The organism is Asticcacaulis benevestitus DSM 16100 = ATCC BAA-896, from assembly GCF_000376105.1.
In the GTDB taxonomy this organism is placed as follows: Bacteria; Pseudomonadota; Alphaproteobacteria; order Caulobacterales; family Caulobacteraceae; genus Asticcacaulis; species Asticcacaulis benevestitus.
Map to the genome: position 1 here is coordinate 42,885 of NZ_AQWM01000004.1, position 25,711 is coordinate 68,595.

Consider the following 25,711-nt stretch of genomic DNA (forward strand, 5'->3'; position numbering starts at 1 on the left):
GTTAGAAGTTTTGCATCAGTTGCAAAACCAGACGGGATTTGAAGGCGTCCCCGGCGTCATGCCGATCCGTGTCGTAATACCTCAGATCGATTTTGGTGCGGGGCAAAAGGGCGTAGGTCGCCCCGAGATTGACGGCGCTGTAGTCGTTCTTCGGCGTCAGGCGACGCGTACCGACAGCGCCTGAAACGGACCAATGTGCGTTAATTACCTGCGACAGGCCGGCTTCGATCCAGTTGTCGCCCTGGGTTGCCCCGGGCGCATCAGAGGCATATACATCCGTCACACGGACGGTTGTGCCACTGGCGAAGGTGCGTGAAACATCGGCTTGCCATTCCACGAAATGGGCATCGAAACCCGATGGCGCGTTGGTCTTGATCTTGTAGCCGCCACCGAAGGCGAGATCGAAGCCCTGGGCGCGACCTTTCAGGCCAAGCACATACTCCTGCTGCCCGTCGATGCCGCCAGCCTCGTGCAGATTGCGCAATGATGCACTGATGAAAACAGGCCCGTGGACTGCTTCAATGCTGCCCTTGAACTGTCCGCGATCAGATGTTTCGCCCACATCCTTGCTGACGCCTTCGCTCGCGACACCCAATGCCCCCGAGACCTGCCAATCGGTCGTTTGCGCCACGGCTTGCTGGACGCCCACCAAAAAGAAAACAGATGTAAAACCTGCCAATAGCCTCATATGTTGTGACATCACGCAACCACCCTACTCAAACCAAACTACCAGGCCGTCACGGATCAAACCACGAGACAGCTTGAGAACAAGATTATGCGAACAGGGTTAGCGACAGATTAACCGTTTACCGAAACTACTGACTAAATTCCGCAGGCAAATTGCCTTAGGAGGCACCTTTACAGCAATTGGCCGATGGCCGATATGATCGGTGTGTGCGGCGCGCCCTATTGGCGAAGTCCACGCCCCTGTGATCGCAAAAGCACAGACCACTTTCCTCAAAAATTACACAAAAACAAAATGTTAACCTATGTCGCAAAAGCTTTGCTCATCTGACGCCTGTTCGTCGAAAAAGGTTTCTCAAACTGTCATCATAGCCGATTAGGCGCTGATCCATGAGGCCACTTCAGGCCGTCATGGGGATAGATGATGAAAACCGTACTTCTTACGAGCGCCGCCGCGCTTGCCTTTATGAGCCTCGCCGGTATGGCGCAGGCGCAGGACGCCGCCGTCAACGCCACCACCGCGCCGGCCGCCGCCGAAGAAATCACCGAAGTCGTCGTTTACGGCACCGGCCAGAGCCGCCAGACCCAATCGCTCAAGGCCGACGACATCACCAAGGTGGCGCCCGGCACCAGCCCGCTGAAAATCCTCGACAAGCTGCCCGGCGTTTCGTTCCAGTCAGCCGATCCGTTCGGCGCCTATGAGTGGTCGACCCGCATCTCGGTGCGCGGCTTCAACCAGAACCAGATGGGTTTCACGCTCGATGGCGTCACCCTCGGCGACATGTCTTACGGCAACTATAACGGCCTGCACATTTCGCGCGCCATCATCAACGAAGACATCGCCCGCGTTGACCTGAGCCAGGGCGCCGGCTCGCTCGATTCCGCCACTTCCTCAAACATGGGCGGCACGCTGAAGTTCGTCTCGCGCGATCCGTCAAAGACACTCGGCGGCGAAATCGCCGCCACGGTCGGTTCGGATTCGATGCACCGTCTCTACGGCCGCTTCGAGACCGGTTCGATCACCGCGCTGGGTGGTCTGCGCGCCTATGTGTCGGCCGTCGATATGAAGACTGACAAGTGGAAGGGCGATTCCGAACAGAAGGCCCAGCAGATCGACGCCAAGGCTGTTCTGCCGATCGGTGAAGGTTCGCTGTCGGCATTCGTGAACCACTCGCAGCGCCGCGAGCAGGACTATCAGGACATGTCGTTCGAAATGATCGACCGCCTTGGTTACGACTGGGATAACTTCCAGCCCAACTGGAAACTGGCGAACGACGTTTCGATGGCTTACTGGACCAGCCAACTGACCGGCACCGCCGCCGTCTATCCCGGCAAGATCACGTCGGTGGACGACGCCTACTATTATGGCGGCGGCGTTCGTGACGACACGCTTTCGGGCATCAAGCTTGATATGCCGGTATCGGACATGATCAAGTTCGACGCTCAGATCTACCATCACACCAACGAAGGCCAGGGCCTGTGGGTTACCCCCTACACCCCGTCGCCGGGCAGCCTGATCCTGGCCGCCGTGGGGTCGCCGTCATACAGCGCCACCAGCACCGATACGGCTAATGTTTCGGTCCGCACAACTGAGTATGATATCGACCGCACAGGCGTTATCGGTGGCGTCAACTTCGATTTCGGCGCGCACCAGGTTTCGGCCGGCTTCTGGCTGGAAGACAATGACTTCCAACAGGCGCGCCGTTATTATGGTGAATCCTTAAGCGCGCCGCATCGCGATTCGCTCGGCTTCCAGAGCAATCCGTTCTTTACGCAATGGTCCTACGCCTTCAAGACCAAGACCACGCAATACTATGCGCAGGATATCTGGACGGTGAACGACGCCCTGAAGGTCAACTTCGGCTTCAAGTCGCTCTCGGTCGAAAATTCGGTGAAGAACACGCACGTTCCCGGACTGCAATATGGCGTCATTCCGGCCGCAGGCACAGCGCTCGTTACCGCTGCTGGCGCGCTGAATGCCGAACTGAAATCGGAAGACACCTTCCTGCCGCAAATCGGCGCGGTTTATAAGCTGAACTCGCACTACGAACTGTTCGGTTCCTACGCCGAAAACATGAACGCCTATGTTTCTGCCGCCTCTTCGGGCCCCTTCAGCTCGCTGTCGCAGACCAATGTCGATTACGTGAAGAACAACCTGAAGCCGGAAAGTTCGAACACCCTCGAAGGCGGCCTGCGTTTCCGCTTCCCGCAGTTCCAGGGCGTCGCGGCGATCTACAGCGTCAAGTTCGACAACCGTATCCTCGCTGTGGCGCAAGGCTCGGGCATCCAGGGCAACGCCCCGGTGCTCTCCAACGTCGGTGGCGTGGAGACCAAGGGCGTGGAACTGGCCGGCACCTACCGCTTCACGCCGGAATGGAAGCTCTACGCCGCCTACAGCTACAACGACTCGAAGTATGAAAACGACGTCATCGCGCAGGACGGCACCATCAAGGCGCTGACCAAGGACAAGACCGTCGTCAACAGCCCGAAGAACCTGCTGAAGACCGAACTCGGCTATGACAACGGCGCGCTCTTCGGCACGCTTGGCGTCAGCTACACCGACAAGCGTTATTACACCTACACCAATGTCGGCGGTGAAGTGCCTTCGAGCACCATCTCCGACCTGACCGTGGGCTATCGCTTCGAAACCATCGGCACCAGCGTCCAGCTCAACGTCACCAACCTGACGGACGAAAAGTACATCTCGACCATCGGCTCCAACGGCTTCGTCAATTCCGACGCCGACAACAACGAGCAAACCATCCTGACCGGCGCCCCGCGTCAGTGGTTCGTCTCGGTCAAAAAAGCGTTCTAAATCTGTTTGTCTGACCTGAGGCCAGTCGCTGTCACCACAGCGGCTGGCCTTTCCTTTTTACCGGAGTTACCATGACCTATCTCAACCGCCGCCGGCTGCTCGGCGCAGGACTTGCCACCATGGCCTCCGCCACCCTCGCCTATGCCGCCACGCCCAAACCGCCGCTGATCGTGGGTCACCGCGGCGCGCCAGGCTATCTGCCCGAACATACCCGGCCCGGCTACGAACTGGCCATCAAGATGGGCGCCGATTTCATCGAACCCGATGTGGTCTCGACCTCTGACGGCCACCTGATCGTGCGCCACGAGCCCCTGCTCTCCGTCACCACCGATGTCGTGAAGCACCCCGAATTCGCCGACCGCAAGCGCACCCGTACGCTGGACGGCATCGAGACCACCGACTTCTTCACCTGCGACTTTACGCTGGCCGAGATCAAAACCCTGCGCGCGCGGCAGGCGTTCGATGACCGCGACCACAGCCATGACGGCCTCTATCCGGTACTGACACTGCAAGAGGTCATCGATCTGGCGCAGGCGAAATCGCGCGAGACCGGCCGCATCATCGGCGTCTATCCTGAGATCAAGCATTCAACCTTCCACCAGCAGCTTGGCCTTGCTATCGAGGACAGGTTCCTCGACACGCTGAAAAAGGCCGACCTGACGCGCGCCAGCTCGCCGGTCATCGTCCAGTCGTTCGAGACGGCCAATCTGAAATATCTGCGCAAAAAGACCGATGTGCGTCTGATGCAACTGATCGACGGTTCGGACACCAACCCCGACACCGGCGCCATGATCCTGACCGCGCCCTCCGACAAGCCCTATGACTGGGTGGTGGCAGGCCGCGCCGGTAATAATCTTGACCAGCTTACCTTATCAGGCCTGACCGAGATCGCCGGCTATGCCAACGTCGTGGCGCCATGGAAGCGTCACCTGATCAGCTTCGCCAAGGGAAAGCCCGTGCTGCGTGAGGATATCGTGCGCAATGCCCACAAACTCGGCCTGCAGGTTCATACTTGGACGATGCGCAATGATCGTCTCGATCCGGTCTATGCTGGCAATGTCGATGCCGAATATCACCAGCTTTTCCGCATGGGTGTCGATGGGGTTTTCACCGATTTTCCGGATGCCGGGGTCAAAGCGCGGGCCAGTTTCAAGGGGTAGAATGTCTTCATCCTCCCCTGTGAAACGGGGGAGGTGTCAGCGCCCAGAACTCGGGCAAAGTCCGAAGGGCTGGTGTCGCNGANGGNGGGGGCCTCTTCTGGCTGTAGGGTCGCCCCCTCCGTCACGGACAAGCCGTGACACCTCCCCCGTACGCTTCGCTACAGGGGAGGATCAAACCTACTTAGCTCAAACGGAACAAGGCCGCGCCATGCGACGGCACCGAAGCGGTCAGGCGGCCGCTGACGGGCGCCAGATCCGCCTTCGCCCACAGATCGCGCACTTTCGCAGCTTTAAGCCCGATCACACTGAGATCGAAAGTCAGATCCGCGGTCTTGTCCGTGGTGTTGAACAAAGCCAGATAGGTGTCGCCATTGGCAGCTTTCGCGGTCCAGACGCGCTTTCCATCGCCCAGGAAATGCGGCTGGTTGTCGTGGCTGTCCTGATTGATGGCGATGACTTCGTCATTGTTCAGCAAGGCCAGCGTCGGCTGATCGAGGTGACGCAAGTCCCCGCCCATGATCAGAGGTGAACGCGCGATCGACCACAGGGTCATGACGGTCTTTTGTTCCGCCGGCGTGAACTTGGTGTCGCGGTTGCCGAGCGCCAGACGACCCAGCGGCAGCATGTCGGCATCGGGCCAACCACCGATGGTGCGGTGTTCGTTCCAGTTTTCCAGACGCGTGAACTGTGATTCCAGCAGGGGCCATTCGTCCCAGAAGTCATCGCTGATGCGCCACATCTGGGCGTACTTCCGGACGTGTCCGGCGCGCGCCACCGGGGTTTCGCCCGGCGACAGGCTGAGCAAAATCGGCCGTCCGGTCTTGACGATGGCCTTGTGCGCGCCTTCGATTTCGGGCGCATGGGCATCGTAAGGGCGGCTCATATCGTCCATCTTGACGAAATCAACACCCCACGAGGCGTATAGCGCGAACACGCTATCATAATAGGCCTGCGCCCCCGGCTTCGACATATCGACGCCATACATGTCAGGGTTCCACGGACAGATGCTCTCAATATTGGCGATATCGCGGGCATGGACCGAGGTGCCGAAAACCGGCAGGTTCTGCTCGACCGCCAGACGCGGGATGCCGCGCATCAGGTGGATGCCGAAGGTCAGGCCGAGCGCATGCACCTGATCGGCGATAGGCTTGAAACCCTTGCCGCCGGCGCTGGAGGGGAAGCGGTTAGGGGCCGGCAGCAGGCGGCCGTAACCATCCATGGTCGGCACCGGCTTTTCATTATAGACGTAGCTGGTAGCGGCGGGATCGTACCACTGGATATCGATGGTGAAGACCGTATAGCCATGCGGTTTCAGCTTGTCGGCCATGATCCGCGCCGTTTCCAGCGCCTGGGCCTCATTGATGGTGGTGGCGAAGCTGTTCCAGCTATTCCAGCCCATCGGCGGTTTGGGAGCCAAAACTGCCGGTGTTTTGGCCTCGGCCGTCGTGGTCGCCATGGCACCCAGGGCCGGCAAGGCGCTAAGGCCAGCCAGAAGGCTGCGACGGTCGGTCGAAAAACGGGTCATGCGATCATCCTGCCTGATATTGTTATTGTCTGAGGAATAACACGGGTCACACAGAAAACCAGCCGTAAAGCGACTTATGGAAGTTTTACATCCGCCCTGCCGATCGTCACAATAACCTTACGGCCAAGGGCATAGGATGTGATGTTGAAAACGAAAAAGGATAATGTCATGGCCCGACATAGCGACGAGACGCCCGGCAGCAAGGGCAACCTTGAGCCAGAGACCGAGCGCGACGCTCTGAACGACCGTCAGAATGGCTGGCAGGCCAATGTCCGCGTCGACAATCGTGGCGATGAGCGCCCTGATCAGGACAACCCTTTTCAAAATGACTGGCGCGATGAGCAATGGCGCGTAACCGCCAGCCGGGAGGATAAAACGCAACCTGCGCATCCGTGGCGCCCGAATGACGATGTCCGTAATGAACACCGCGACGGCAGCGCTTATGACCGCGCTCGCGATTCAGAGGGCAATTCGCGTTTCCATGATGAAGATCACGGCTATCGCACCTCACGTGACGCCGAGCGTGATTCCGACCCCAGCGAAGACCCCGACGATCCGCGCCGGGCGCGTGACCATGCCGCGATGTCGGAACGTGATTATGAAGACTGCAATCCGTCCAACCAGATCAAGCGTCAATAATCAGGAGCTACAGCCATGCATGTGAAAGATATTATGAGCGCGGATTTCAAGTTCGCCCGTCCGCAGACGACCTTGCGCGAAGCGGCGGTGCTGATGCGTGACGGCGATTACGGTTACCTGCCGATCGGCGACAGCGAAAAGCTGAAAGGCGCGGTGACCGACCGCGACATCGTCATCCGTGCCGTCGCCGCAGGCCTTAGCGCCGATACGCCGGTCAGCGAGATCATGTCGGAATCGATTATCTATTGTTTCGAGGACGATGATATCCGCGAAGCCGCCGATATGATGAAGCGCGAGCAGATCCGCCGCTTGGCTGTGCTCAATGATGCGAAGCGCCTCGTCGGGATTATCACCCTTGGTGATATCGCCCGCGCCGACGAACAAAGACTGGCTGGCGAGATCGAGCTTCAGGTCGCACAACCCGCCTGACGGATCTGCCTTTCCGGCCATTGACAAACGCCCCAAAGAGGCTCCACCCTCCCGCTTATCATCACCAAGTGAGGGAGCGCCGTCATGGCCAGGGTTACCGGTTTATCAGGCAACGAAATCTACTGCATGGCGCTCAAGGGCTATACGGCCGGTGAGCTGGTGGTGGGCAACAGCGTCAATTCGATGGGCTTTCTGGGCTCGATCGGCGCCGGTCTCAACAATATTCTGGGCGGTGAAATACCGCAGGTGACGCAGGCAATTCAAGATGGCCGCATGCACGCCTTCGCCCGCATGGCGAAGGAGGCGCAAAATCATGGCGCGTCTGGCGTGGCCGGTGTTTCCGGCGATCTGCGCGCCTTTTCCGGCAATACCGAATTCCTGTTTGTCGGTTCCTGTGTCTTCTCGAAAACCGGCAGCGGTTCGTTCTTCACCACCGCCGGCAATGCGCAGGAACTTTATTGCCACATGGACGCCGGCTACACGCCGATCCAGCACGTCTTTGGCAATATCGCCTATTCCATGGGCGTCGGCGGCGGTTTCATCGGCGCGCTCAAGCAATTGGGGCGCGGCGAGATTTCGGAATATTCCGACGTCTTCAACAAGACCCGTCACAAGGCGCTGGACCGCATCACCGCCGCCGCCCGCGCCGATGGCGCCAACGCGGTGCTCGGTATCCGCACAACCATCCTGCCGTGGATGGGCACGCATGAAATGGTCATGACCGGCACGGCCGCTTCGCACCCCGGGCTTCCGTCTGACCATGTGGTGACGTCCGACCTGACCGGCGAAGAGCTATGGTCGATGGCAAGCCTGGGCTATGCGCCGATGAAACTTCTGATGTCGACCTCGATCTATTCGCTGGGGCTCGTCGGCGGCATCTTCTCGGCGCTGAAATCCTTCGCCAAGGGCGAGATCAGCGAGCTGACCTCGCTGGTGCATGACGCCCGCGAACACGCGCTTGATCGTCTCAAGGCCGAAGCCGATTCGATCGGTGCCGAGGAGGTGGTGGGGGTGAAGACCTACATCATCGAGATCGGGCAGGGCCTGATCGAATTCATGGCCATCGGCACGGCGGTGCAGAAGGTCAGCGGCATGGGCACACATACGCAGATGATGCCAGCACAGGCCATTGTCCACGACAAGGACACCTGGATGGATTCGGATATGGGCATGTCGCTGATGCGCTCGGCGGACAACCAAGGGGCTTAGCAACGCGTCAATCGCCAGCCCAGTACTGGAATCGCACATTCCTGAAGGTCTTGCCGTTAATTGTCAGGTCTCCTGTCAGGATGGCATCCTTATCCTGCGTTAAGATAGACATAGAATTAACCATGTTAGCCAGAAACCGCGTTGTGAACTTGCCTGTGAAGCTTACTTTTCCCACCTGTTTGTCATAGCCTTCAAAGGTTACGACCTCACGGGTAATCAGGTAACGCTTGCAAAAAACGCGTGGTGAATTTTCACGAAAATTACCCTGATCCGTTTGTATTTCCTTGCTGGTTATATCTTCAAATTCAAATTCGAAAGGCGTCCATGTCGGGATTGATTGCCCATCCTTTTCAAATTTGATGAAATCATTATTCGACCCCATATCGATATGGGCCAACCGGAAATTGCCAATCTGTACCGGCTCGAAAGAGAAGTAATATCCGGTAAGGTCAAGTGCCTTGTCATGAACGAAGGCTTCGTCAACGGAGCTATTCAGGACTGGCGCAGGCAATACTGGCTCGAACGCTGATTGCGAAATGGCCTCGACGGCAGCGGATGCAACACTCTCGGAGGCTTTTATTTCCTTGAGTTCAATTTTTTCCGATAAGAGGTAATACCCGACTCCCAGATGAACCAGACCAACAACGATAATTATGCCAAGCACGACTAGGAATGCCGTCAGGCAACCATTTTGTTTTTTCATAATTCCCCCCTCTGATTGACTTAATTTAGCATGTCGACTCAAGGGATGCGCCAGAAAAACTCCGCCTGTTCGATTTACGCCGCGCAACCAGATGTGGCCCAGACGCCACCCATGGTTTAAAACCATGTTTGCGCTACCATATCCTTCTCGCCAAGCCGCAGGATAGCGCCTAGACTTGACAGTATGGGTCATTTCAACCGCTATCAGTTCGAAGATTTTGTCACCGACACCCGGCAGGTCACGGCGGACGTCGACCTGTTCGCCCTGCTGAAACGCGCGATGGCCCAGTATGGCTATGACCGTATCAGCCTGTGGGTGATCGACGATCCCGACCTGCCCCAGCGTGTGCATGGCCGCGGCGTGCTGCACAATTTTCCCGATGATTTGCGCGGCTATTATCAGGACAACGGCTGCGCTGCCTACGATCCGGTGATGATGGCGGTGCGCCGGCAAAGCGGAGTGCTCGATTGGGAAGACTATGAGAAGCGCTCCAACTATCTGCCCGCTCAGACCCGGCTTTATAATGTCGCGCGCGAAGGCGGCTTGCGTAATGGCCTGACCGCGCCGATCTGGGGGCGGACCGGCTTGGTGGCCTGCATCGGCCTGGCCTCGACCGAAGGCAAGGATGGCGCCCATGCCAATCCGGATCTGATCGGCGCCCTCAGCGCGCAGTTTTATCTCAGCTACAAGCGGCTGAATGCACAGGGCGAAACGCCGCGCGCCCAGGCCATTGGCATCACACAGAAGCAGACCGAAATCCTGAGCTGGGTGGCCGCCGGCAAGACCGATAGCGAGATCGCCACGATTATGGGCATCAGCCGCAATACGGTCGATACCCATATGCGCCAGATCTTCGCCCGCCTCGATGCACCCAATCGCGTCACCGCCGTGGTCAAGGCGATAGGCGAAGGCCTGATCCGGCCGTAATCCGTCCATCCTGGCCCCGGCTCACGAATTCTCGTGATGGCGCGGTCAACGGCAATATGTTTGCCTGAAAGGAATAATGACAGGGGGCGCGTATGGCGGACAATAATATATGTGAGATCGCGACTTTCGCCGAGCCTGAGAGCTATGACGATACGGTCATGGCGGTGCTGAACCGGCTGGACGAGTTGCGTATGCTGGCGCTCGACGTTGGTGATGTGCCCCTGCAGGAAGGGCTGGCCGAGGTTTTTGAAAGCTTTCTCAAGCGCTACTGTGATTCCAAACACGCCGCGCTGACCAGCCAGATGCGCCGGCATTTTCAGCCGCCAAAGCCTTACATGCACTGACGGATGCGCATTCTCACCTGTCCTGATCATTGACCTCTTCAGGATAAGTGCCGGGGGGCATGGGGGAAGAATTGTCCGCGCTTTCGGGTGGGAGACCTGATTGTGCGGACAGTTCGATCATACCGTGGTATCGCTGCGTCTCTTCCCTCTTCAGAAACGCCATGTTCGATACCTCCACCCGATATATTTTTGAGGATTTCATCACCGATACCAGCCGTGCCCGGAGTGGTGACGAGCTGTTTGACCTGTTGCGCAAAGGCGTCGGGCAATATGGCTATGACCGGCTAGTGCTCACCATCCATCGCGATGACGACCTGCCCGAATCGCTCAATGGCTATGCCCTGCTCTACAGCTACCCTGAAGATTGGGTAAAATACTACATGGAGACACAGTGCGCATCCTTTGACCCGGTCATGAAGGCCGGCGCTACCCACGCCAACGCCTTCACCTGGGATGGACTTGAAAAACGATCCGTCTATACGCCCAAACAAACGCGCTTCATGCGCCTGGCCGAGGAGGCCGGTCTCAACAATGGCGTCGGTATCCCTATCCGCAGCCGCGCCTCAGCGATCGCCGGAATCGGGCTGGCCTCGACCGAGCGCTGTGACGCTGCGCATCCGCACCTCGATATGCTGAGCGCCTTCTGCACCCAGTTCTATGCCGCCTTCAAGCGGCTGAATGCCCGCACGGTGCCCGAACAGACAGAGCCGGCGCACCTGTCGCCGCGCGAACGCGAGGTCCTGAGCTGGATGGCCAGCGGCAAGACCGATGACGAGATCGGGATGATCCTCAGCATTAGCCGCAATACGGTCGATAGCCACGTCCGCCATATTTTCCTCAAGCTCAATGCCTGCAATCGTGTCACGGCGGTGGTGGCCGGCCTGATGCATGGCCATATCTATCTCTAGATCATTCTCCAGGATCATCGCATGTGCGGGCAATTCGACGCGCTCAAATATCTCAGCTTTTTGAAGACGATGCTGCATATGCCCGATATGCCGGACGTGATGACGTATGGCGAGACCCTGAGGATCGCGCCCAGCCTTGGCACCTCGATCGTCATTGAAAATCCGGAGACCGGTAAGCTTGGTTTGCTGCCGGCGCGTTTCGGCCTCATCCCGCACTGGTACAAGGGATCGCTCAAGGACTGGAAGGCCACGAGCTTCAACGCGCGGCTCGACAGCGCCGCCGAAAAGCCCGTCTTCAAGGCGGCGTGGCGCTATCGTCATGCGCTGGTACCGGCCGATTGTTTCTACGAATGGTCGGGGACGAAAACGGCGCGGGACAAATGGCGGATCACGCGCGCAGATAATCAGCCCCTGGCCTTCGGCGGATTGTGGGATTGCGCCGACCTCACCGAGGGCACGATCTGGAGCTTTGCCCTGCTCACCCGCGACGCCGGCGGGGATATGTCAGCCATCCACGATCGTGAACCTGTGGTGTTGCATCCCGATCAATGGGACGCCTGGCTAAGGCGCATGCCGGTCGATCTGACGCGCAGCGCACCACTGAAAGTGACGTCTGAGCGCGAGCCAGCTCCGGGCGGATTGTTTTAACGATTACATCTCGCCGAAGAATTCACGCTGTGAGCGTTCCAGTTCTTCGACGTAGCGACGGTTGACGTACTTTTCCGTCAGCAGGCCAAGCAGCTTGTGGTCTTCGTCCACCACGGCCAGATCATCCACGCCAAAGTGTTCGAACACGCGCATGATCGCCGAAATATCCATGTCCGGCCGCACATAGACCTCTGTCTGGCGCGCCAGTTCTTTCAGCGGCGCATCTGGCGATACATGGTCGATATACGCCTCGGCGGTCGGCACAATGCCGCGATAATCGCCCTGATCATCGACCAGCAGCACGCGCGAGGTCGAGCCCAGCGGTACCTTGTCACGCAAGGCAGCGACGCCTTCGCTCTCCCCCATGGTCGTATGGTTCCTGCGCATCAGGCTGGTGGCGGTCAGGGCCTTCACCCAGCCGATATCGCGGGCGTTGCGGATGGCCTCGCCGCGCAGGTGCAGACGCCAGGTCGAGAAGGAATAGCCGAACCGTTCGCGGATAATGGCGCTGGAACAGAGCGCCGCCGTCACCACCGCCGCCGTCAGGGCGAAATCGTGCGTCACCTCCAGCACCATCAGCGACATGGTCATGGGGCCGCCGACAACCGCCACGGCCAGCGCCGCCATGCCGACGAGCGAAGCGTTGAGGATGTCGAGATCGGCGGCGGGATAGATGTGGTTGACGATCTGCGCGAAGATCGAGCCCAGCAAGGAGCCCAGGAACAGCGAGGCGAAGAACAGCCCGCCGCGAAAACCGAAGGCCAGCGAGATGACCGACGCCACCAGCTTGAGCGCGAAGACCAGAAGCAGCGTCGTCACCAGGGCCTGCTGCGCCATGTAGAGGTGCATGGCGCCGTGGCCGGAACTGAGCGCCTGCGGGGCGGCCCACGCCACCGGGATGAGGAACAGCCCCCCGATCATGGGGCGCCAGATCTCACCGATCGGCATCTTGCGCACAATGGCCTCGACGCTGGCCACCAGCCGGATGATGGCGATGCCGACGCCGGCGCAGATGGCGCCCAGCACGGCATAAAGCAGGTAACCGCTGATCTCAATGCTCTGGCCGGCGGTCGAGGCGATAACGAACGGCTCGATGTTCATCAGTTGCGCCGCCAGCACCGCCATGAGCGAGGCCGCCGCCACCGGGGCCAGCGCCGCCGGGGTGTAGCCGCCGAGCACCAGTTCAAAGGCATAGAAACTGCCGGCCAGGGGCGCACCGAAAGCTGCGCCGATGGCCGAGCCGGCACCCGCGCCGACCAGGGTGCGCAGGGACTGGCGCTTGAGGTCGAGCCACTGGCCGATCTTCGAGGCGATGCCGCCGCCCAACTGGGCATAGGCGGCTTCGAGCCCGACCGAAGCGCCGAAACCGTTGGAGAGGAAGGTCTGGAACGACACGATCAGGCTATCCCGCAGAGGAATGCGTCCGCCATAGAGCGCATTGGCCTCGACGACGTCGATCGGGGCGCGCGTACGACGCGGGAAGATGAAACGCACCAGCCCCAGCGCCGCGCCGCCGAGCGGCAGGGCCAGCAGGTGCCAAGGTTCGATGGTGGGCAAGGCGCTCAGGCGCAGATCGGGCGAGAAGCCGTAGAGCATGGATTGCAGCAGGTGGGCGAAATGGCCGAGCAGCGCCGCCATGATGCCAGCGATCAGCCCGACGCCACCGGCCAGCACGATGAACCAGACCTCAGAGCCTTGCAGGTGGCGCTTGATCAGCGCCACGCCGCGCAGCACCGGGCGCTTGACGGACTTGCCGAGCAGAAGATCACCAAGATGGGCGTTATGCGACATACAGCGCTTTCCGCAGAGTGTGGCGCACCTTTCGAATGAAAAGGCGCGCTTCGAAGGTAATCCTAAGCCCGCCCCTGCGCCTTGTGAAGCCATCATACGCTTGAAGGCAATAAGAAAAACCTTACGAGTCGGTCTTTTTCACAGGCTCGCCATTGAACAGACCGCGCATCGGCACATTCCATGGCAGGCACAGCACAAGGGCCGCCGCTAACAGTGCGGCGGGCAACCAGACGGCGCCATGGCCAAAATAGGTAGTGGCCTCGGCACCGGCCAGCGCCCCGCTGATGAAGCCTGCACAGAGGGTCAGGAAAAACACCGCCTGGCGGCGGCTCTCGCGGTTTTTGCGAAACACCAGCCAGTCCAGAAGGCCTGTCGCGAAGTGGCGCAGATTGGCGCTGGTCGTCACAGAGGTGTAGGCGAATTCGCCAATTCGCGTGAAGGCGGTGGCCTGCATGGCCGCCACTAACGCGATGCCGGTCACCACCAGCATGTCCGGTATGCTACGCGGCAGGAAGGCGACGAGGATGAGAAAGACGATTTCCAGCGCCAGAAAGGTGCGCGCCGGTGAGCGTAGTCGTCCGAAAAGCGGTCTTTCCTTAAGGATGTGCGCCACCGCCACCCCGGAGAGATAGCTCAGGATCGGCGCCAGAAAGGGCAGGATGGCGGCATAGTCCTGCTTGGCCACGCGCACCACCAGCAGCACGATATTGCCGGTCATGGCGTTGGCGAACACGCCGCCATAACCGACATAGGTGAAGGCATCCAGCATGCCGGCGGCGGTGATCAAAAGAGCGGCCACAGGCAGGGTGCGTTCAGGCTTGGGATTCGTCATACGCCTATTCTGGCGCGTGGGTCAGGCGGCGGCAAGCAGGATATGCACCGCCCTTTTGGCCACGTCGAAAACGCCGGGGTCCTGCTGCATCTGTCCGGCCAGTGCCGCACCCTGGAACAGCAGGTTGAGCTGGCGGGCGGTGTCGGTCGCGTTTTTCAGGCCGGCCTTTTCACACAGCTCGATAAAGCGGCGCTCGACATAGACCGAAGCGTCCTTGCCCCGCGCGGCGATGCCGTCGTGCTTGCCGATATATTCCTGCCCCGCCTTCATGGCCAGACAGCCCCGGCAGTTTTTAGACATCATCTCCTGACGAATATCGAACAGCGCAAGGATCTGTTCGCACGGATCATCGCTGCGGGCGAACGCCGGTTTGAACAGGAAGGTGTCGGTGTCCTCGCCATATTGTTCCAACACAGCCTCGATCAGGTCTTCCTTGCTGGGGAAGTATTTATAGAGGGTGCGCTTGGAAATGCCGCTGTTGGCCATGACCGTGTCGATGCCGGTGGCGTGGAAGCCGCCGTCATAGAAGGCGTCATAGGCCTGAGCGATGATCTCCTGCTTCTTGGTGGGGGCGGCGGTATCGGCCATATCGAAATCTCCTTGAAAAAGTTCCTACCACGGCCGCTTGACAATGTAAACCGATCTGTTTACTTGTGGCGATGTAAACAGATCGGTTTACATTAACAGCGCCGCCTAACCACGACGGCTTTTCAAAGGAAGATAGTCATGTCGTACACAAATCAAACCGTCCTCGTTTCCGGCGCAAACCGCGGCATCGGCGTCGCCACTGTCCGCGAACTGCTCAAGACCGACGTCAAAAAAATCTATGCCGGCGCCCGTCGCCTGGATTCGTTGCCTGACTTTGGGGATGCCCGCGTTGTGCCGCTGCAACTCGACATCACCGATCAGGCCTCGGTCGATGCCGCCGCGAAAACCGCCGCCGACGCCGATATCCTGCTCAACAACGCCGGCACCGCCGTCTTAGCCAACTTCATCGACAGCCCGATCGAGCTGATCAACGGCGATATGGACGTCAACTATTACGGCACGCTGCGCATCATCCGCGCCTTTACGCCGCTGTTTACCGCCCGCAAGAGCGGCACCATCGCCAATGTGATCAGCGTTGTGGGCCTGACTTCAGCGCCGGGACTGGCCGGCTATTCGGCCTCCAAGGCGGCGCTGCAATCCCTGACCCAGACCCTGCGCGCCACGCTCAAAGGATCAGGCATCAAGGTGCTCGGCATCTATCCGGGCCCGATCGATACCGACCTGGCCAAGGACATCCCGATGGAGAAGGCTACGCCGGAACACGCTGCCCGGCATATCGTGGCCGGCATCGCGGCGCATGAGACCTACATCTTCCCGGATCCCGTGGCTTTGCAGATCGGTCATCTCTGGGCCACCGACGGCAAGACGCTCGATACCGCTCTGGCGGGTGAAGGCTAAAACAACAAAGGCCGGGAGACATCCCGGCTTTTGCTTTAAGGTATCCACAGATAAGCCAGATAAGCACAGATAGCGCTTCGCGCCTTCACTATCTGACAGATTCATAGAAGACGCCGATCCTTATGACATCTGTGCTTATCTGGCTTATCTGTGGATCACTTTCCTAAAAGAACACCGGCGGCGGGCGATCCGTGTCCATCTCGCGCCGCACCTGCATCAGTTCGCGCGTCTCGCCATACAGCCGCACCGCCGTGAGAATACCGCTATAATAGACGCCGGTGTCGATGCCGATACGCCAGCGCGTATTGACCGGCACCTTGTGCGGCGAATGGCCATGCACCACGACATATTCGCACGCCTGATCGGCGCGCAGGAAACGCCCGCGGATATACATGAAGGTGGCGCCGTTCTGATCAGCCAGCGGCCGGTCGGGATCAACGCCGGCGTGGACAAACAGGTAATCCTCAGCCTGAAACGATGACGGCATCGCCCGCAGCAGGGCCAGATGATCCGGATCCATCTTGGCCGCGAAATCCTGACTGACCGCCTGCCAGATGGCTTCCGAGTGCGCCATATAGGGCATGGGCACACCGTAGGAATCAAGCGTGGCCGCTCCGCCCCAGTCGCGCCAGGTGGTGCCAAACTCCGGCTCATCGAGGAAACGCAGCAGCGCCTCTTCGTGATTGCCCATCAGCGCAACCACATCGCACCACGGCGCCTTTTGCAGGCGCTGCACACGATCCAGCACCTGACGCGACAAAGGTCCGCGATCGATATAATCCCCCAAAAGCAGGATGCGCGGACGCTCTTTCAAGAGCTCGGCATCGATCCGGATCCGGTCGATCATACGCTCAAACAGGTCGTCATACCCGTGAATATCGCCGATGGCGTAGGTCAGTTGTGCAATGCGGGAGGTCATACGTCCTATATAGGCAGGACGCACATCTATTTAAAGCAAAGTCTTCAGAGCCTGATCAAGCGGGGTGCGCGGCACTTCGCCGATGACCTTTGCCAGACCCTCGTCCTTGAGCGCATGCGGCACGTCCCACAGGTACAGCATTTCCAGCGCCGCCCGCATGAAGGGATCGAACAGCGCGATCAGTGAGAACATGACGCGCGGCATATGGCCCACGGTGACCTTGCGGCTCAGGGCGATGCGCGCCGCCTCAGCCAGCCTTTCCGCCGAGACATTGTGGCTCTCGAAGTGGAAAACCTCATAGGCGCCAAGCGTGCTTTCCACCTCGGCCAGTTTGACGATCGTGGCCGCCAGATCGGGCAGGAAGGCCCATGCGTGGACAGTCTTCTTCTTGCCGGGGGTAACGAGTTTCCCCTTGCAGAGGTCCCTGGCGACCAGGGCGTTCATCCAGCTCTTCGACGAATCTCTGCCGAAGAAATCACCGGCGCGGATAACGAGGGTGCGCAGACGCCCGGCCTCGGCGCGTGACGAAAACATCGCTTCGATGCTGACCCGGATGCGCCCCTTCAGGGTATCCGCCGCGAAAGGCGTCTGCGGCGTCAGCACCGGCGGCATGGAGGAACCGAAATTATAGACGCTGCCGGGATAGATCTGGCGGCCCCCAAGCGCTTCGCAGACATCTGCGGCGGCGGTATAGGTCGGCAAGGCTTGCGTGGCCCAGACCGGATAGGGCACATTCAGGCCATTGAAGACGATATCGACCGGACCGCACGCTTTTGCCACAGCGGACGCATCAAACAGATCCGCATGGATGGGAACAATCCCCTCGCCCGCCGTCTTGCCGGCGCGCACCAGACCCAGCACCCGCCAGCCCTTGGCCAGAAACGCCTTCGCCACGACCTTACCGACGCCGCCATTGGCGCCCAGAACCAGAACCGTTTTCATGCGTAGTGTTCCTTTTTGGCGGCCTTGCCCTTGAGGCCGAGGTGGGTAAGGCCAAAGCCTTGGGTATATTTGAGGCCATAGCCCAACAGACGGTCGAGACCGATATGCGCGGTCCAGATCAGCGCGGCACTCGTGGCCAGGGGTGTTTCAGTGATCACGCCATAGGCCAGAAGCCCCACCGGGATCAGATAGCTATGGCCAATGTTATAAATATGCGCCCCGGACTTTTTGCCGAAGACATAGCCGAGCATCGACAGATCCGGCACCAGAAAACCCAGGGCAAAAACTGACCACCCGGCACCGTATCTGGTGTAGGCGAAGGTGCTGAGGGCCAGCACGGCAAGCCCTTCGAGGCGCAGTATGGTTTTTGGTGGACCACTTACAAATCCGGGCATCTGATATCTCCTTAGTTGGTGGAGACAGAATAGAGCCATTATTTTCGTATGTTTATTGCCTAATTTTTGATACTTTATATGCATAAACGCATAGAGAGTTCCCAACATGCTCGACTGGACCTTGCTTCGCTCCTTTTTGGCGACGATCGATACCGGCTCGTTATCGGCGGCGGCCGCACACATCGGTACGACACAGCCCACGCTCAGCCGCCACATCAAGGAACTGGAGCAGGTTATCGGCACGCCGCTGTTCCGCCGTTCGGTCAAGGGGCTGGAACCGACCGAAGCGGCCCTTGGTCTGGTCGATGACGCCCGCGAGATGGGCCGCGCCGCCGAGGCTCTGGCGCTCAAGGCGCAGGGCAAGGCTGAAACCCTGTCCGGCACGGTGCGGATCACCGCCTCGGTGGTGGTGTCGAATCTCATCCTGCCGCCGATCATCGCCGAGCTGCGCCGGACCGAGCCGCTGATACAGATCGAGATCGTCGCGTCCGATGCGTCACAAAACCTGCTGCGCCGCGATGCCGATATCGCGCTGCGCATGTTCGACCCGACGCAGAACGCCCTGATCGCCCGCAAGCTCGGCGATACGCCGCTGGGGCTCTACGCCTCAAAAGCCTATATTGCGCGCAAGGGCCGGCCACGGGAAATGCTCGACATCCTAGACCACGACGTTATTGGCTTCGACCGGCTCGATGATATCATCCGCGGTTATGCCGCCATGGGACGCGTGGTGACGCGCCATCAGTTCCCGGTGCGCTGCGATGACCAGATGGTGTGCTGGCACCTGTTGCTGGCGGGCGCTGGCATTGGCTTTGCCCAAGATCTTCTGGCCGGGGCGCAACCCGACCTGGAAAAGCTCGATATCGGCATGCGGCTGCCCGCCCTGCCCGTCTGGCTGGTGATGCACGAAGAGGTGCGCAGCAATGCCCGCATCCGCCGCGTTGCCGATTTTCTCAGCTCAGCTTTCAGCGCACGCCTGAAAGCATAGGGACCATACCAACGTAGCAACAAGTTAATGCACAAACACATTTGCCAACCTTATGAATTATAAAGCTTTATTTTCGGCCAAATGAGCGTATGGCTTAGAAAAACAAGTCAGAGGCACGAGGCACATGGACGCAAAACTCTTTCTCGACCGGCGCGGCGTCTGGGCTTTCTGGCTTGGCTGCCTGTGCGTCACCGCCGGTGTGCTGCTGCACTTGCCGATGTTCTGGATGGGCAGGGATATGGGCTTCGCCATGGCCGGGATGCCAATGGATAACGGCATGCTGTTCGGCATGTTCCTGATCGTCGCCGGCATCGGCGTTGCCGCCTATGGCCTGCTACCAAAAGACGTCGACCAGCAGGTCAGGTCCGCCGCGCATATCGCTGTCACTGCTCCGGAAGACGCCAAACTGAGCCCCGCGCACGCCCTTCTGATGCTGGTGCTGGTCGTGGCCCTGATCATCGACGTCATGAAACCGGCCTCGCTCGGCTTCGTTATGCCTGGCCTTATAAAAGAGTATGGCGTCACCAAGGCGCAAGCCTCGCTGGTGCCGTTCTTCGCCCTCATCGGCACCGTCACGGGCTCGATCCTGTGGGGCATTATCGCCGATATTTACGGCCGCAAGGCGTCGATCCTGCTGTCGGCCGTCGTCTTTGTCGGCACCTCGATCTGCGGCGCCATGCCGTCGCTGCAATGGAACATCATCATGTGCTTCCTGATGGGCGCCGGCGCCGGGGGTATGTTGCCAGTGACTTACGCCCTGCTGGCCGAAACCATGCCGTCGCGCCATCGCGGCTGGGCGCTGGTGCTTGTCGGCGGACTGGGCGCGGTCGGCGGCTATTTTGCTGCTTCCGGTTTTTCTTACCTGCTGGTGCCGACCTTTTCCTGGCGCATTCTGTGGCTGATCAATCTGCCGACCGGCCTCCTCCTGATCCTGATGGGCGGGCTGATCCCGGAATCAGCCAAGTTCCTGCTGTCGCGTGGCCGTGACGCCGAGGCGCACAAGATCATGGCGCGCTTCGGCACGGTCAGCCACAAGCTGGCTGCCAGCGAAGAGGATACCGACGACACCTTTGCCCACCACCACGCCAGGCGCGATGGCACCGACCCAAAACTATGGACACCGGGGCTGATCGGCAAGACGGCGGCGCTCACCATTGCCGCGCTGGCCTGGGGCCTGATCAATTTCGGCCTGCTGTTGTGGCTGCCCAATGATCTGGTCGCCAAGGGCTATTCTATGGCCCTGTCATCTAAGCTGCTGGCGGAATCGTCATTGATCGCCTTCCCGACCGTTTTCCTGTGCACCTGGATCTACAGCCAATGGAGCACCAAATGGGCCTTCACCACCATGATCAGCGTGACGCTCGCCGGCCTGATCTGGGTGCTGCTGCTAGAGAGTGGAAAAGGCGGCAGTCCGGTGCTGCCCATCGCCTTGCTGATCATCGGCTCCAACGGCATCCTGGCCATCCTGTTGCCCTATGCGTCGGAAAGCTACCCGCTCAAGATTCGTGGCCGCGCTACTGGCTGGGTGGCAGCATGCACCAAGGGGGGCGGCGTACTGGCGCAGACGCTCAGTATCACCGCACTCGTGCCGCCTCTGGGTATCGCGGCCGGCATGATCATCGTGCCGATCCTGCTGACGTTGGGCCTTTTCATCAAGTTCGGCACCGAAACGCGCGGACTAGACCTGCGGCAACTAGAAAAATAATAGCCAAATTTGTCATTTTTTGTTATCATAGTGCTTCACAAAGAGAGTGATGCCATGAATGTATCCCTGACACCCGAACTGGAAGCCTTTGTGGAAACGCGGGTAAAGAGCGGCTTTTACACCAGCGCCAGCGAAGTGATCCGAGAGGGACTACGTTTGCTGGCCGAACAGGATACCCTGAAACAGAAGCGCATGGCGCTGCTCGATGCCGAAATCGACAAGGGCCTGGCCTCCTTGCAAGCGGGAAAGTCGCATTCCGGTCAAAGCGTTTATGATGACCTGGTGGCAAGACGCAAAAAGTACGCCGGCTAAACAGCTATGAATTTCATTCTGTCGGATGAGGCGCGCGACGACCTGATCGATATTCAGGATTACATCGCGCTGGATAGCCCGCGCCAGGCTGAGCGGGTGATTGACGACATATTTACGGTCTTTGACAAGCTTGCGGCCAACCCCATGATCGGTCATGTGCGCGAAGATTTGACATCGAGACCTGTGCGCTTTTTCAGCGTGCATAGCTATCTTATCATCTATAATGCCACCAGCCGGCCTTTGAGTATTGTTCGTATTTTGAGCGGCTACCGCGATATCGCCGTCCTTCTCGAATAGGTTTCCCATGCTCGATACCTCCCTTGATGCCTTTGTCGCCGGATTGCCCAAGGCCGAACTGCACCTGCATATCGAAGGCTCACTGGAGCCGGAGCTGATGTTCGACCTGGCGCAGCGTAACAACATCGCCCTGCCCTATAACAACGTGGAGGCCTTACGCGCCGCCTATGACTTCTCCAATCTGCAGGACTTCCTCGACATCTATTATCAGGGCGCCGATGTTCTGCTCACCGAGGCCGATTTTTACGATCTGGCCATGGCCTATTTTCGGCGGGCAGCGGCCGATAATGTCCGCCACGCCGAAATCTTCTTCGATCCGCAGACCCATACCGATCGCGGCATCCCTTACAACTATGTCATCGAAGGCCTAAGCCGGGCAGCGAAGGACGCCGAAGCGCTCGGCCTGTCGGTATCGCTGATCCACAGCTTCCTGCGTCATTTATCCGAAGAGGCTGCCTTTGAGAGCCTCGCCATGGCCGTGCCCTATCTCGACCGGATCATCGGCGTGGGGCTCGATTCATCCGAAGTCGGCCACCCGCCGTCGAAATTCGCCAATGTCTTCGCCAAGGCCAAGGCGCTCGGTCTGAAACTGTGCGCCCATGCCGGCGAGGAAGGCCCGCCGGCCTATGTTTACGAAGCGCTCGACGTCCTGCATATCGACCGCATCGACCACGGCAACCGGTCGCTGGAAGACCCTGTTCTGGTGGCGCATATCGTGCGTGAAGGTCTGACCCTGACCGTCTGCCCGCTCTCGAATCACAAGCTCTGCGTGGTGAGCGATCTCAACGCTCACCCCATCCCCGACATGCTGAAAAAGGGCCTGCGCGCCACGATCAATTCGGATGATCCGGCTTACTTTGGCGGCTATGTGAACGACAATTTCCTCAGCCTGACGCGGCTTGGCCTGATCGACCGCGACGCTTGCCTGACCCTGGCGCGCAACAGCATAACCGGCGCCTTTCTCGATGACGCCCGCAAGGCGGTGCTACTCGCTGAAATAGAGGCGTTCGCGGCGAAACACTGACGGCCGGGCTTCGGCTACCGCCGGCAGATCTTCGGTAAAAGGCTGGGCCCTGAAGGTGGCGGGCCTGACAGGCTTGGCCGGCACAGACTGGCCCCCCAACAGCTTGCCCAATTGCGCGCTGAGCGTGACGACCATCAGGCCGGCCATCAGCAGGCAAAGCGCCAGGCGCACGCTGGTCATATCAGGCAGGCCATCATGGCCGATCACAAACAGCGCGCAGATCAGCACGAAACTGAGCAGAAAGGCCGCCAGTGCATAGAGCGTATCGCGCCCCTGACTGATCCGTCGCGCAAGCAGCGAGCTAAAGAGGTAGAGGCCTTGCAGGTAAACAAAAAAGCCGAGCGTGTAGGCAGAGGCCAGCCAGGTCTTCCAGAGATAGAGCCCCCGGTCGCCGTCCATGAAGGCGCGGGTGATGAAGCCCGCCTCATCGAGATTGGTACGCAGGGTTTCGCGCACGGCGGCGGTAAAAGTCTCAAGACTGGCATAGCTTGCGTCGCTCACCGGCAGCAGGAACTTGACCGCGATCAGGCAGGCGATCGCCAGCTGCAGCTCTACCGCCCTTTCAATCAGCCAGATGAAGAAGCGCCGGAAGGTCATGCGGCATTATAGGCGTTTACAGGCCATAGCGAAAGTGTCCGCTAATCTCGGCGCCCATGATGAAGAGGCTATCCTCCTGCTTCGGACCCCAGCCGATATTCTGGATGATCAGGGGCCGCGAACGATCGAGCAGCGCATATTGATCGCTGACGATGGCGATGTGCGGCAGATTGCCCATCAGGCGATAGGTGACCAGATCGCCCGGCGCATAGTCGGACGCGTGACGCGTGGTCGGCAGCGAGGTGCCAAAGCGCTTGAAAAAGACTTCAAGATTGGGCACGCGGCGATGGTCGATATTGCTGTCCGGCCGCTTCAGGCCCCAGTTTTTCGGATAGAGGGCGAAATGCGCCGCCATATCCTCATGGACCTTTTGTTGCAGATCTATGCCGATGGCGCGGTAGGCGCGGATAGCGACATCGCTGCAAACGCCCTTATTGGCCGCCACATCCCCCATCGGATAGGCGATGCGCGTATAGGCGCTGTCGTAGGTTACCGCATGCTGCGTCTGTTCGCGGGCGGCTTCGATAAAGGTATCGCGCTTCACCGGACGGGCGAGTGCCGGCTGTGAAAAAGCCATGGCCGGCAAGGCCGTCAGGAAAGCGCGACGCTGCATCGGTCTAGTGGGTGGCGTTTTCAAGGCCCTTGCCAACGGCGGTGACGTCCTTGCCGACGCCCTGAATGGTGTGGCAGCCCGCCAGCAGCGGGGCGAGCGTCAGCAGGGAAATAAGAACGATGCGTTTCATGGTGTAATCCTCAGATAGGGGTCGTGCGAAAAGTGACTCGCAATTGCGGTGATTTTAGGAGAGATCGCCCGCATATGCAAACGGCCCACGGCACGCGAATGCTGTGGGCCGACCGTTAGATATATAGCTTGCCCATTAGTTCTTGGCAGCGTCTTCCATGCCCTTGCCAACGGCAGTCACGTCCTTGCCGGCGCCCTGAACGGTGTGGCAGGCGGCGAGCATAGGCATAAGGGCGATAACGGAGATGAGAATAATGCGTTTCATGGTCTTGTGTCCTTCTCAGATTGCGTGGACATGAAGCGCCACGTGGGCACCAGCATCAGATTCCGCCCATAAGGATTCAATGGGACGCGATGCCTGGAAAGATCAAGGACGCAACGGTCATATTCAATAGCGTTTCGCGCCTCTTCGGGTTATGAGCGCAAACCATGACAAACATCCCCACCCTTGCCATCATAGGCGCCGGCCCGGCAGGCCTGATGGCCGCCGAACGTGTCAGCGCCGCCGCCAATGCCGCAGGATGGCGCGTCGATCTCTACGACCGCATGCCCTCGGTGGCGCGCAAGTTCCTGATGGCCGGACGCGGCGGGCTCAACCTGACCCATTCCGAGCCTTTCGACCGCTTCGTGACGCGCTACGGCAAGCGGGCACAGGTTTTACGTCCGGCGCTCGAAGCTTTCAGCGCCCGCGATCTGCGCGCCTGGGCCGATGGTCTGGCGGCGGATACGTTTGTCGGCACCTCCGGCCGCGTGTTTCCCAAGGCGATGAAAGCCTCGCCCCTGCTGCGCGCCTGGCTCCGGCGTCTGGAAGCGCAGGGTGTGCGGCTGCACACGCGCCATGACTGGCGCGGCTGGGAGGGGGATGCGCTGGTGTTCGCGCACGGCGATGACACCGTGCGCGTCACGCCGGATGCGACCCTGCTGGCGCTTGGCGGCGCAAGCTGGCCAAAGCTCGGTGCCGACGGCGGCTGGGTGGACCTGCTGAAAGCGCGCGGGGTCGAGGTGGCGCCTTTCCAACCCGCCAATGTCGGTTTCCACGTCGGCTGGAGCGCGCTGTTCGCTGACAAATTCGCCGGTGAAGCGCTGAAGAACATCGCTGTGAAATTTGGCGGACGTGAGGTCAAAGGCGAACTGATGCTGACCCGTGCCGGTCTCGAAGGTGGCGCCATCTATGCGCTCAGTGCGGCCCTGCGCGATGCCATTCATAAGGATGGCCACGCCGATCTGGTCATCGATCTGCGCCCCGACCTGACCGCCGATCAGGCCATCAACAAGCTGAAACGCGCCTCGCCCAAGGACAGCCAGTCGAACCGCCTGCGCAAGGCGCTCAACCTGTCGCCGGCCGCCATCGCGCTGATCCATGAAAAGCCGGGCCCCGATCTCAAGAGCGTGACGGTGCGGCTGACGGCGGCGCAAGGGCTCGACCGCGCCATTTCCTCGGCTGGCGGCATCCGCTTTGAAAGCCTGACGCCGGATTTTGAACTGAAAGCGCTACCGGGTGTCTACGCGGTCGGCGAAATGCTCGACTGGGAAGCCCCGACCGGCGGCTATCTGTTACAGGCCTGCTTCTCCACCGCCGTGGCGGCGTCACGCGCGATCACCGGCAAGTAAAACATCCCCGACGATTACACCTTTATGCAGCCCGAACTCAAACCCTGTTGAAAGCCCGCGTTACCCCGCATCTGCACGGTTAAGCGCGCTTTACCTGTGACGAAGACTGCGTCAGTATA

At 59.8% G+C, this 25,711-nt stretch carries 29 protein-coding genes; 16 read left to right on the forward strand and 13 right to left on the reverse strand.

The features are described 5' to 3' along the window. Nucleotide 1: 1 nt before the first annotated feature. On the reverse strand, nucleotides 2-700 hold the full coding sequence (locus B060_RS0107420) for a porin (RefSeq protein ID WP_155847513.1): 699 nt from the start codon (nucleotides 698-700) through the stop codon (nucleotides 2-4). A gap of 408 nt (nucleotides 701-1,108) precedes the next feature. On the opposite strand from B060_RS0107420, the gene B060_RS0107425 reads away from it, so the two are divergent. Continuing rightward, complete coding sequence (locus B060_RS0107425; RefSeq protein WP_026172678.1) at nucleotides 1,109-3,499, forward strand: TonB-dependent receptor; 2,391 nt, start codon at nucleotides 1,109-1,111, stop codon at nucleotides 3,497-3,499. 71 nt (nucleotides 3,500-3,570) lie between these two features. After that, nucleotides 3,571-4,659 (forward strand): glycerophosphodiester phosphodiesterase, encoded by a 1,089-nt coding sequence (locus tag B060_RS0107430; protein WP_018081140.1) that lies wholly within the window; start codon nucleotides 3,571-3,573, stop codon nucleotides 4,657-4,659. A gap of 181 nt (nucleotides 4,660-4,840) precedes the next feature. On the opposite strand, the gene B060_RS0107435 is transcribed toward B060_RS0107430, so the two are convergent. Further along, nucleotides 4,841-6,184, reverse strand: a complete 1,344-nt coding sequence (locus tag B060_RS0107435) for a glycoside hydrolase family 27 protein (protein ID WP_018081141.1) — start codon at nucleotides 6,182-6,184, stop codon at nucleotides 4,841-4,843. Between the two features lie 168 nt (nucleotides 6,185-6,352). On the opposite strand from B060_RS0107435, the gene B060_RS0107440 reads away from it, so the two are divergent. The 3 genes from B060_RS0107440 to B060_RS0107450 all read left to right on the forward strand — a co-directional run bounded on the left by B060_RS0107440 (nucleotide 6,353) and on the right by B060_RS0107450 (nucleotide 8,461). Continuing rightward, a complete protein-coding gene (locus tag B060_RS0107440) occupies nucleotides 6,353-6,823 on the forward strand; it encodes a hypothetical protein (protein WP_155847512.1) in 471 nt (156 codons plus the stop codon). Nucleotides 6,824-6,838: 15 nt separating this feature from the next. Continuing rightward, the gene (locus tag B060_RS0107445; protein WP_018081143.1) at nucleotides 6,839-7,252 is read left to right on the forward strand and encodes a CBS domain-containing protein; all 414 of its coding nucleotides are present in this window, start codon (nucleotides 6,839-6,841) and stop codon (nucleotides 7,250-7,252) included. 84 nt (nucleotides 7,253-7,336) lie between these two features. Then, entirely contained in the window at nucleotides 7,337-8,461 is a 1,125-nt protein-coding gene (locus B060_RS0107450; protein WP_018081144.1) for a heavy metal-binding domain-containing protein, read from the forward strand. A gap of 7 nt (nucleotides 8,462-8,468) precedes the next feature. Here B060_RS0107450 and B060_RS0107455 read toward each other — a convergent pair whose 3' ends face one another. After that, a complete protein-coding gene (locus B060_RS0107455; protein WP_155847511.1) occupies nucleotides 8,469-9,356 on the reverse strand; it encodes a hypothetical protein in 888 nt (295 codons plus the stop codon). Here B060_RS0107455 and B060_RS0107460 point away from each other — a divergent pair. The 4 genes from B060_RS0107460 to B060_RS0107480 all read left to right on the forward strand — a co-directional run bounded on the left by B060_RS0107460 (nucleotide 9,348) and on the right by B060_RS0107480 (nucleotide 11,991). Next, nucleotides 9,348-10,091, forward strand: coding sequence for a helix-turn-helix transcriptional regulator (locus B060_RS0107460; protein WP_018081146.1), 744 nt, complete (start codon nucleotides 9,348-9,350; stop codon nucleotides 10,089-10,091). The genes B060_RS0107455 and B060_RS0107460 overlap by 9 nt on opposite strands. A gap of 92 nt (nucleotides 10,092-10,183) precedes the next feature. Beyond that, nucleotides 10,184-10,435 carry a hypothetical protein gene (locus tag B060_RS0107465; RefSeq protein WP_018081147.1) on the forward strand — a complete coding sequence of 84 codons (252 nt, stop codon included), beginning with the start codon at nucleotides 10,184-10,186 and terminating at the stop codon, nucleotides 10,433-10,435. Between the two features lie 161 nt (nucleotides 10,436-10,596). Continuing rightward, nucleotides 10,597-11,343, forward strand: a complete 747-nt coding sequence (locus B060_RS0107475; RefSeq protein ID WP_018081149.1) for a LuxR family transcriptional regulator — start codon at nucleotides 10,597-10,599, stop codon at nucleotides 11,341-11,343. A gap of 21 nt (nucleotides 11,344-11,364) precedes the next feature. After that, nucleotides 11,365-11,991, forward strand: coding sequence for an SOS response-associated peptidase (locus B060_RS0107480; RefSeq protein WP_018081150.1), 627 nt, complete (start codon nucleotides 11,365-11,367; stop codon nucleotides 11,989-11,991). A 3-nt stretch (nucleotides 11,992-11,994) separates the two neighbouring features. Here B060_RS0107480 and B060_RS0107485 read toward each other — a convergent pair whose 3' ends face one another. The 3 genes from B060_RS0107485 to B060_RS0107495 form a co-directional block, all read right to left on the reverse strand. Then, nucleotides 11,995-13,782, reverse strand: a complete 1,788-nt coding sequence (locus B060_RS0107485) for a chloride channel protein (RefSeq protein WP_018081151.1) — start codon at nucleotides 13,780-13,782, stop codon at nucleotides 11,995-11,997. Nucleotides 13,783-13,903: 121 nt separating this feature from the next. After that, on the reverse strand, nucleotides 13,904-14,614 hold the full coding sequence (locus B060_RS24025; RefSeq protein ID WP_018081152.1) for a YoaK family protein: 711 nt from the start codon (nucleotides 14,612-14,614) through the stop codon (nucleotides 13,904-13,906). Between the two features lie 21 nt (nucleotides 14,615-14,635). Then, entirely contained in the window at nucleotides 14,636-15,202 is a 567-nt protein-coding gene (locus tag B060_RS0107495; RefSeq protein ID WP_018081153.1) for a TetR/AcrR family transcriptional regulator, read from the reverse strand. A gap of 138 nt (nucleotides 15,203-15,340) precedes the next feature. Between B060_RS0107495 and B060_RS0107500 the strand changes: the two genes are divergently transcribed. Beyond that, nucleotides 15,341-16,060 carry an SDR family NAD(P)-dependent oxidoreductase gene (locus tag B060_RS0107500; RefSeq protein WP_018081154.1) on the forward strand — a complete coding sequence of 240 codons (720 nt, stop codon included), beginning with the start codon at nucleotides 15,341-15,343 and terminating at the stop codon, nucleotides 16,058-16,060. A gap of 163 nt (nucleotides 16,061-16,223) precedes the next feature. Here B060_RS0107500 and B060_RS0107505 read toward each other — a convergent pair whose 3' ends face one another. From B060_RS0107505 to B060_RS0107515, 3 genes are read right to left on the reverse strand one after another with little or no spacing between them, the layout of a single operon-like run. Then, complete coding sequence (locus B060_RS0107505) at nucleotides 16,224-16,979, reverse strand: metallophosphoesterase (RefSeq protein WP_023447239.1); 756 nt, start codon at nucleotides 16,977-16,979, stop codon at nucleotides 16,224-16,226. A gap of 30 nt (nucleotides 16,980-17,009) precedes the next feature. Beyond that, on the reverse strand, nucleotides 17,010-17,921 hold the full coding sequence (locus tag B060_RS0107510; RefSeq protein WP_018081156.1) for an NAD-dependent epimerase/dehydratase family protein: 912 nt from the start codon (nucleotides 17,919-17,921) through the stop codon (nucleotides 17,010-17,012). Next, nucleotides 17,918-18,316 (reverse strand): DUF4260 domain-containing protein, encoded by a 399-nt coding sequence (locus tag B060_RS0107515; protein WP_018081157.1) that lies wholly within the window; start codon nucleotides 18,314-18,316, stop codon nucleotides 17,918-17,920. Before B060_RS0107515 ends, B060_RS0107510 begins: the two co-directional genes overlap by 4 nt. A 106-nt stretch (nucleotides 18,317-18,422) precedes the next feature. Between B060_RS0107515 and B060_RS0107520 the strand changes: the two genes are divergently transcribed. The 5 genes from B060_RS0107520 (at nucleotide 18,423) to B060_RS0107540 (ending at nucleotide 22,642) form a co-directional block, all read left to right on the forward strand. Further along, entirely contained in the window at nucleotides 18,423-19,304 is an 882-nt protein-coding gene (locus B060_RS0107520) for a LysR family transcriptional regulator (RefSeq protein ID WP_018081158.1), read from the forward strand. A gap of 124 nt (nucleotides 19,305-19,428) precedes the next feature. Further along, nucleotides 19,429-21,009: an MFS transporter gene (locus tag B060_RS0107525; protein WP_018081159.1), complete on the forward strand. Its 1,581-nt coding sequence runs from the start codon at nucleotides 19,429-19,431 to the stop codon at nucleotides 21,007-21,009. 54 nt (nucleotides 21,010-21,063) lie between these two features. Next, nucleotides 21,064-21,321: a type II toxin-antitoxin system ParD family antitoxin gene (locus B060_RS0107530; protein WP_018081160.1), complete on the forward strand. Its 258-nt coding sequence runs from the start codon at nucleotides 21,064-21,066 to the stop codon at nucleotides 21,319-21,321. 6 nt (nucleotides 21,322-21,327) lie between these two features. Next, nucleotides 21,328-21,618: a type II toxin-antitoxin system RelE/ParE family toxin gene (locus tag B060_RS0107535; protein WP_018081161.1), complete on the forward strand. Its 291-nt coding sequence runs from the start codon at nucleotides 21,328-21,330 to the stop codon at nucleotides 21,616-21,618. Between the two features lie 7 nt (nucleotides 21,619-21,625). Then, nucleotides 21,626-22,642 (forward strand): adenosine deaminase, encoded by a 1,017-nt coding sequence (locus B060_RS0107540; RefSeq protein WP_018081162.1) that lies wholly within the window; start codon nucleotides 21,626-21,628, stop codon nucleotides 22,640-22,642. Here the strand turns inward: B060_RS0107540 and B060_RS0107545 are convergent. The 4 genes from B060_RS0107545 to B060_RS0107560 form a co-directional block, all read right to left on the reverse strand. Further along, the gene (locus B060_RS0107545) at nucleotides 22,604-23,239 is read right to left on the reverse strand and encodes a hypothetical protein (RefSeq protein ID WP_018081163.1); all 636 of its coding nucleotides are present in this window, start codon (nucleotides 23,237-23,239) and stop codon (nucleotides 22,604-22,606) included. The genes B060_RS0107540 and B060_RS0107545 overlap by 39 nt on opposite strands. Before the next feature lie 16 nt (nucleotides 23,240-23,255). Continuing rightward, the gene (locus B060_RS0107550) at nucleotides 23,256-23,852 is read right to left on the reverse strand and encodes a DUF1287 domain-containing protein (RefSeq protein WP_018081164.1); all 597 of its coding nucleotides are present in this window, start codon (nucleotides 23,850-23,852) and stop codon (nucleotides 23,256-23,258) included. Nucleotides 23,853-23,856: 4 nt separating this feature from the next. Beyond that, complete coding sequence (locus B060_RS0107555; RefSeq protein WP_018081165.1) at nucleotides 23,857-23,982, reverse strand: entericidin A/B family lipoprotein; 126 nt, start codon at nucleotides 23,980-23,982, stop codon at nucleotides 23,857-23,859. Nucleotides 23,983-24,117: 135 nt separating this feature from the next. Next, nucleotides 24,118-24,246: an entericidin A/B family lipoprotein gene (locus B060_RS0107560; protein WP_018081166.1), complete on the reverse strand. Its 129-nt coding sequence runs from the start codon at nucleotides 24,244-24,246 to the stop codon at nucleotides 24,118-24,120. A gap of 164 nt (nucleotides 24,247-24,410) precedes the next feature. On the opposite strand from B060_RS0107560, the gene B060_RS0107565 reads away from it, so the two are divergent. Then, the gene (locus B060_RS0107565) at nucleotides 24,411-25,592 is read left to right on the forward strand and encodes a BaiN/RdsA family NAD(P)/FAD-dependent oxidoreductase (protein WP_018081167.1); all 1,182 of its coding nucleotides are present in this window, start codon (nucleotides 24,411-24,413) and stop codon (nucleotides 25,590-25,592) included. The last annotated feature ends 119 nt before the right edge of the window (nucleotides 25,593-25,711 follow it).

Excerpts from the sequence above, each read along its gene's own strand:
- B060_RS0107420 (WP_155847513.1), bottom strand. The coding sequence starts at position 700 with ATGTCACAACATATGAGGCTATTGGCAGGTTTTACATCTGTTTTCTTT.
- B060_RS0107425 (WP_026172678.1), top strand. The coding sequence starts at position 1,109 with ATGAAAACCGTACTTCTTACGAGCGCCGCCGCGCTTGCCTTTATGAGC.
- B060_RS0107430 (WP_018081140.1), top strand. The coding sequence starts at position 3,571 with ATGACCTATCTCAACCGCCGCCGGCTGCTCGGCGCAGGACTTGCCACC.
- B060_RS0107435 (WP_018081141.1), bottom strand. The coding sequence starts at position 6,184 with ATGACCCGTTTTTCGACCGACCGTCGCAGCCTTCTGGCTGGCCTTAGC.
- B060_RS0107440 (WP_155847512.1), top strand. The coding sequence starts at position 6,353 with ATGGCCCGACATAGCGACGAGACGCCCGGCAGCAAGGGCAACCTTGAG.
- B060_RS0107445 (WP_018081143.1), top strand. The coding sequence starts at position 6,839 with ATGCATGTGAAAGATATTATGAGCGCGGATTTCAAGTTCGCCCGTCCG.
- B060_RS0107450 (WP_018081144.1), top strand. The coding sequence starts at position 7,337 with ATGGCCAGGGTTACCGGTTTATCAGGCAACGAAATCTACTGCATGGCG.
- B060_RS0107460 (WP_018081146.1), top strand. The coding sequence starts at position 9,348 with ATGGGTCATTTCAACCGCTATCAGTTCGAAGATTTTGTCACCGACACC.
- B060_RS0107455 (WP_155847511.1), bottom strand. The coding sequence starts at position 9,356 with ATGACCCATACTGTCAAGTCTAGGCGCTATCCTGCGGCTTGGCGAGAA.
- B060_RS0107465 (WP_018081147.1), top strand. The coding sequence starts at position 10,184 with ATGGCGGACAATAATATATGTGAGATCGCGACTTTCGCCGAGCCTGAG.
- B060_RS0107475 (WP_018081149.1), top strand. The coding sequence starts at position 10,597 with ATGTTCGATACCTCCACCCGATATATTTTTGAGGATTTCATCACCGAT.
- B060_RS0107480 (WP_018081150.1), top strand. The coding sequence starts at position 11,365 with ATGTGCGGGCAATTCGACGCGCTCAAATATCTCAGCTTTTTGAAGACG.
- B060_RS0107485 (WP_018081151.1), bottom strand. The coding sequence starts at position 13,782 with ATGTCGCATAACGCCCATCTTGGTGATCTTCTGCTCGGCAAGTCCGTC.
- B060_RS24025 (WP_018081152.1), bottom strand. The coding sequence starts at position 14,614 with ATGACGAATCCCAAGCCTGAACGCACCCTGCCTGTGGCCGCTCTTTTG.
- B060_RS0107495 (WP_018081153.1), bottom strand. The coding sequence starts at position 15,202 with ATGGCCGATACCGCCGCCCCCACCAAGAAGCAGGAGATCATCGCTCAG.
- B060_RS0107500 (WP_018081154.1), top strand. The coding sequence starts at position 15,341 with ATGTCGTACACAAATCAAACCGTCCTCGTTTCCGGCGCAAACCGCGGC.
- B060_RS0107505 (WP_023447239.1), bottom strand. The coding sequence starts at position 16,979 with ATGACCTCCCGCATTGCACAACTGACCTACGCCATCGGCGATATTCAC.
- B060_RS0107510 (WP_018081156.1), bottom strand. The coding sequence starts at position 17,921 with ATGAAAACGGTTCTGGTTCTGGGCGCCAATGGCGGCGTCGGTAAGGTC.
- B060_RS0107515 (WP_018081157.1), bottom strand. The coding sequence starts at position 18,316 with ATGCCCGGATTTGTAAGTGGTCCACCAAAAACCATACTGCGCCTCGAA.
- B060_RS0107520 (WP_018081158.1), top strand. The coding sequence starts at position 18,423 with ATGCTCGACTGGACCTTGCTTCGCTCCTTTTTGGCGACGATCGATACC.
- B060_RS0107525 (WP_018081159.1), top strand. The coding sequence starts at position 19,429 with ATGGACGCAAAACTCTTTCTCGACCGGCGCGGCGTCTGGGCTTTCTGG.
- B060_RS0107530 (WP_018081160.1), top strand. The coding sequence starts at position 21,064 with ATGAATGTATCCCTGACACCCGAACTGGAAGCCTTTGTGGAAACGCGG.
- B060_RS0107535 (WP_018081161.1), top strand. The coding sequence starts at position 21,328 with ATGAATTTCATTCTGTCGGATGAGGCGCGCGACGACCTGATCGATATT.
- B060_RS0107540 (WP_018081162.1), top strand. The coding sequence starts at position 21,626 with ATGCTCGATACCTCCCTTGATGCCTTTGTCGCCGGATTGCCCAAGGCC.
- B060_RS0107545 (WP_018081163.1), bottom strand. The coding sequence starts at position 23,239 with ATGACCTTCCGGCGCTTCTTCATCTGGCTGATTGAAAGGGCGGTAGAG.
- B060_RS0107550 (WP_018081164.1), bottom strand. The coding sequence starts at position 23,852 with ATGCAGCGTCGCGCTTTCCTGACGGCCTTGCCGGCCATGGCTTTTTCA.
- B060_RS0107555 (WP_018081165.1), bottom strand. The coding sequence starts at position 23,982 with ATGAAACGCATCGTTCTTATTTCCCTGCTGACGCTCGCCCCGCTGCTG.
- B060_RS0107560 (WP_018081166.1), bottom strand. The coding sequence starts at position 24,246 with ATGAAACGCATTATTCTCATCTCCGTTATCGCCCTTATGCCTATGCTC.
- B060_RS0107565 (WP_018081167.1), top strand. The coding sequence starts at position 24,411 with ATGACAAACATCCCCACCCTTGCCATCATAGGCGCCGGCCCGGCAGGC.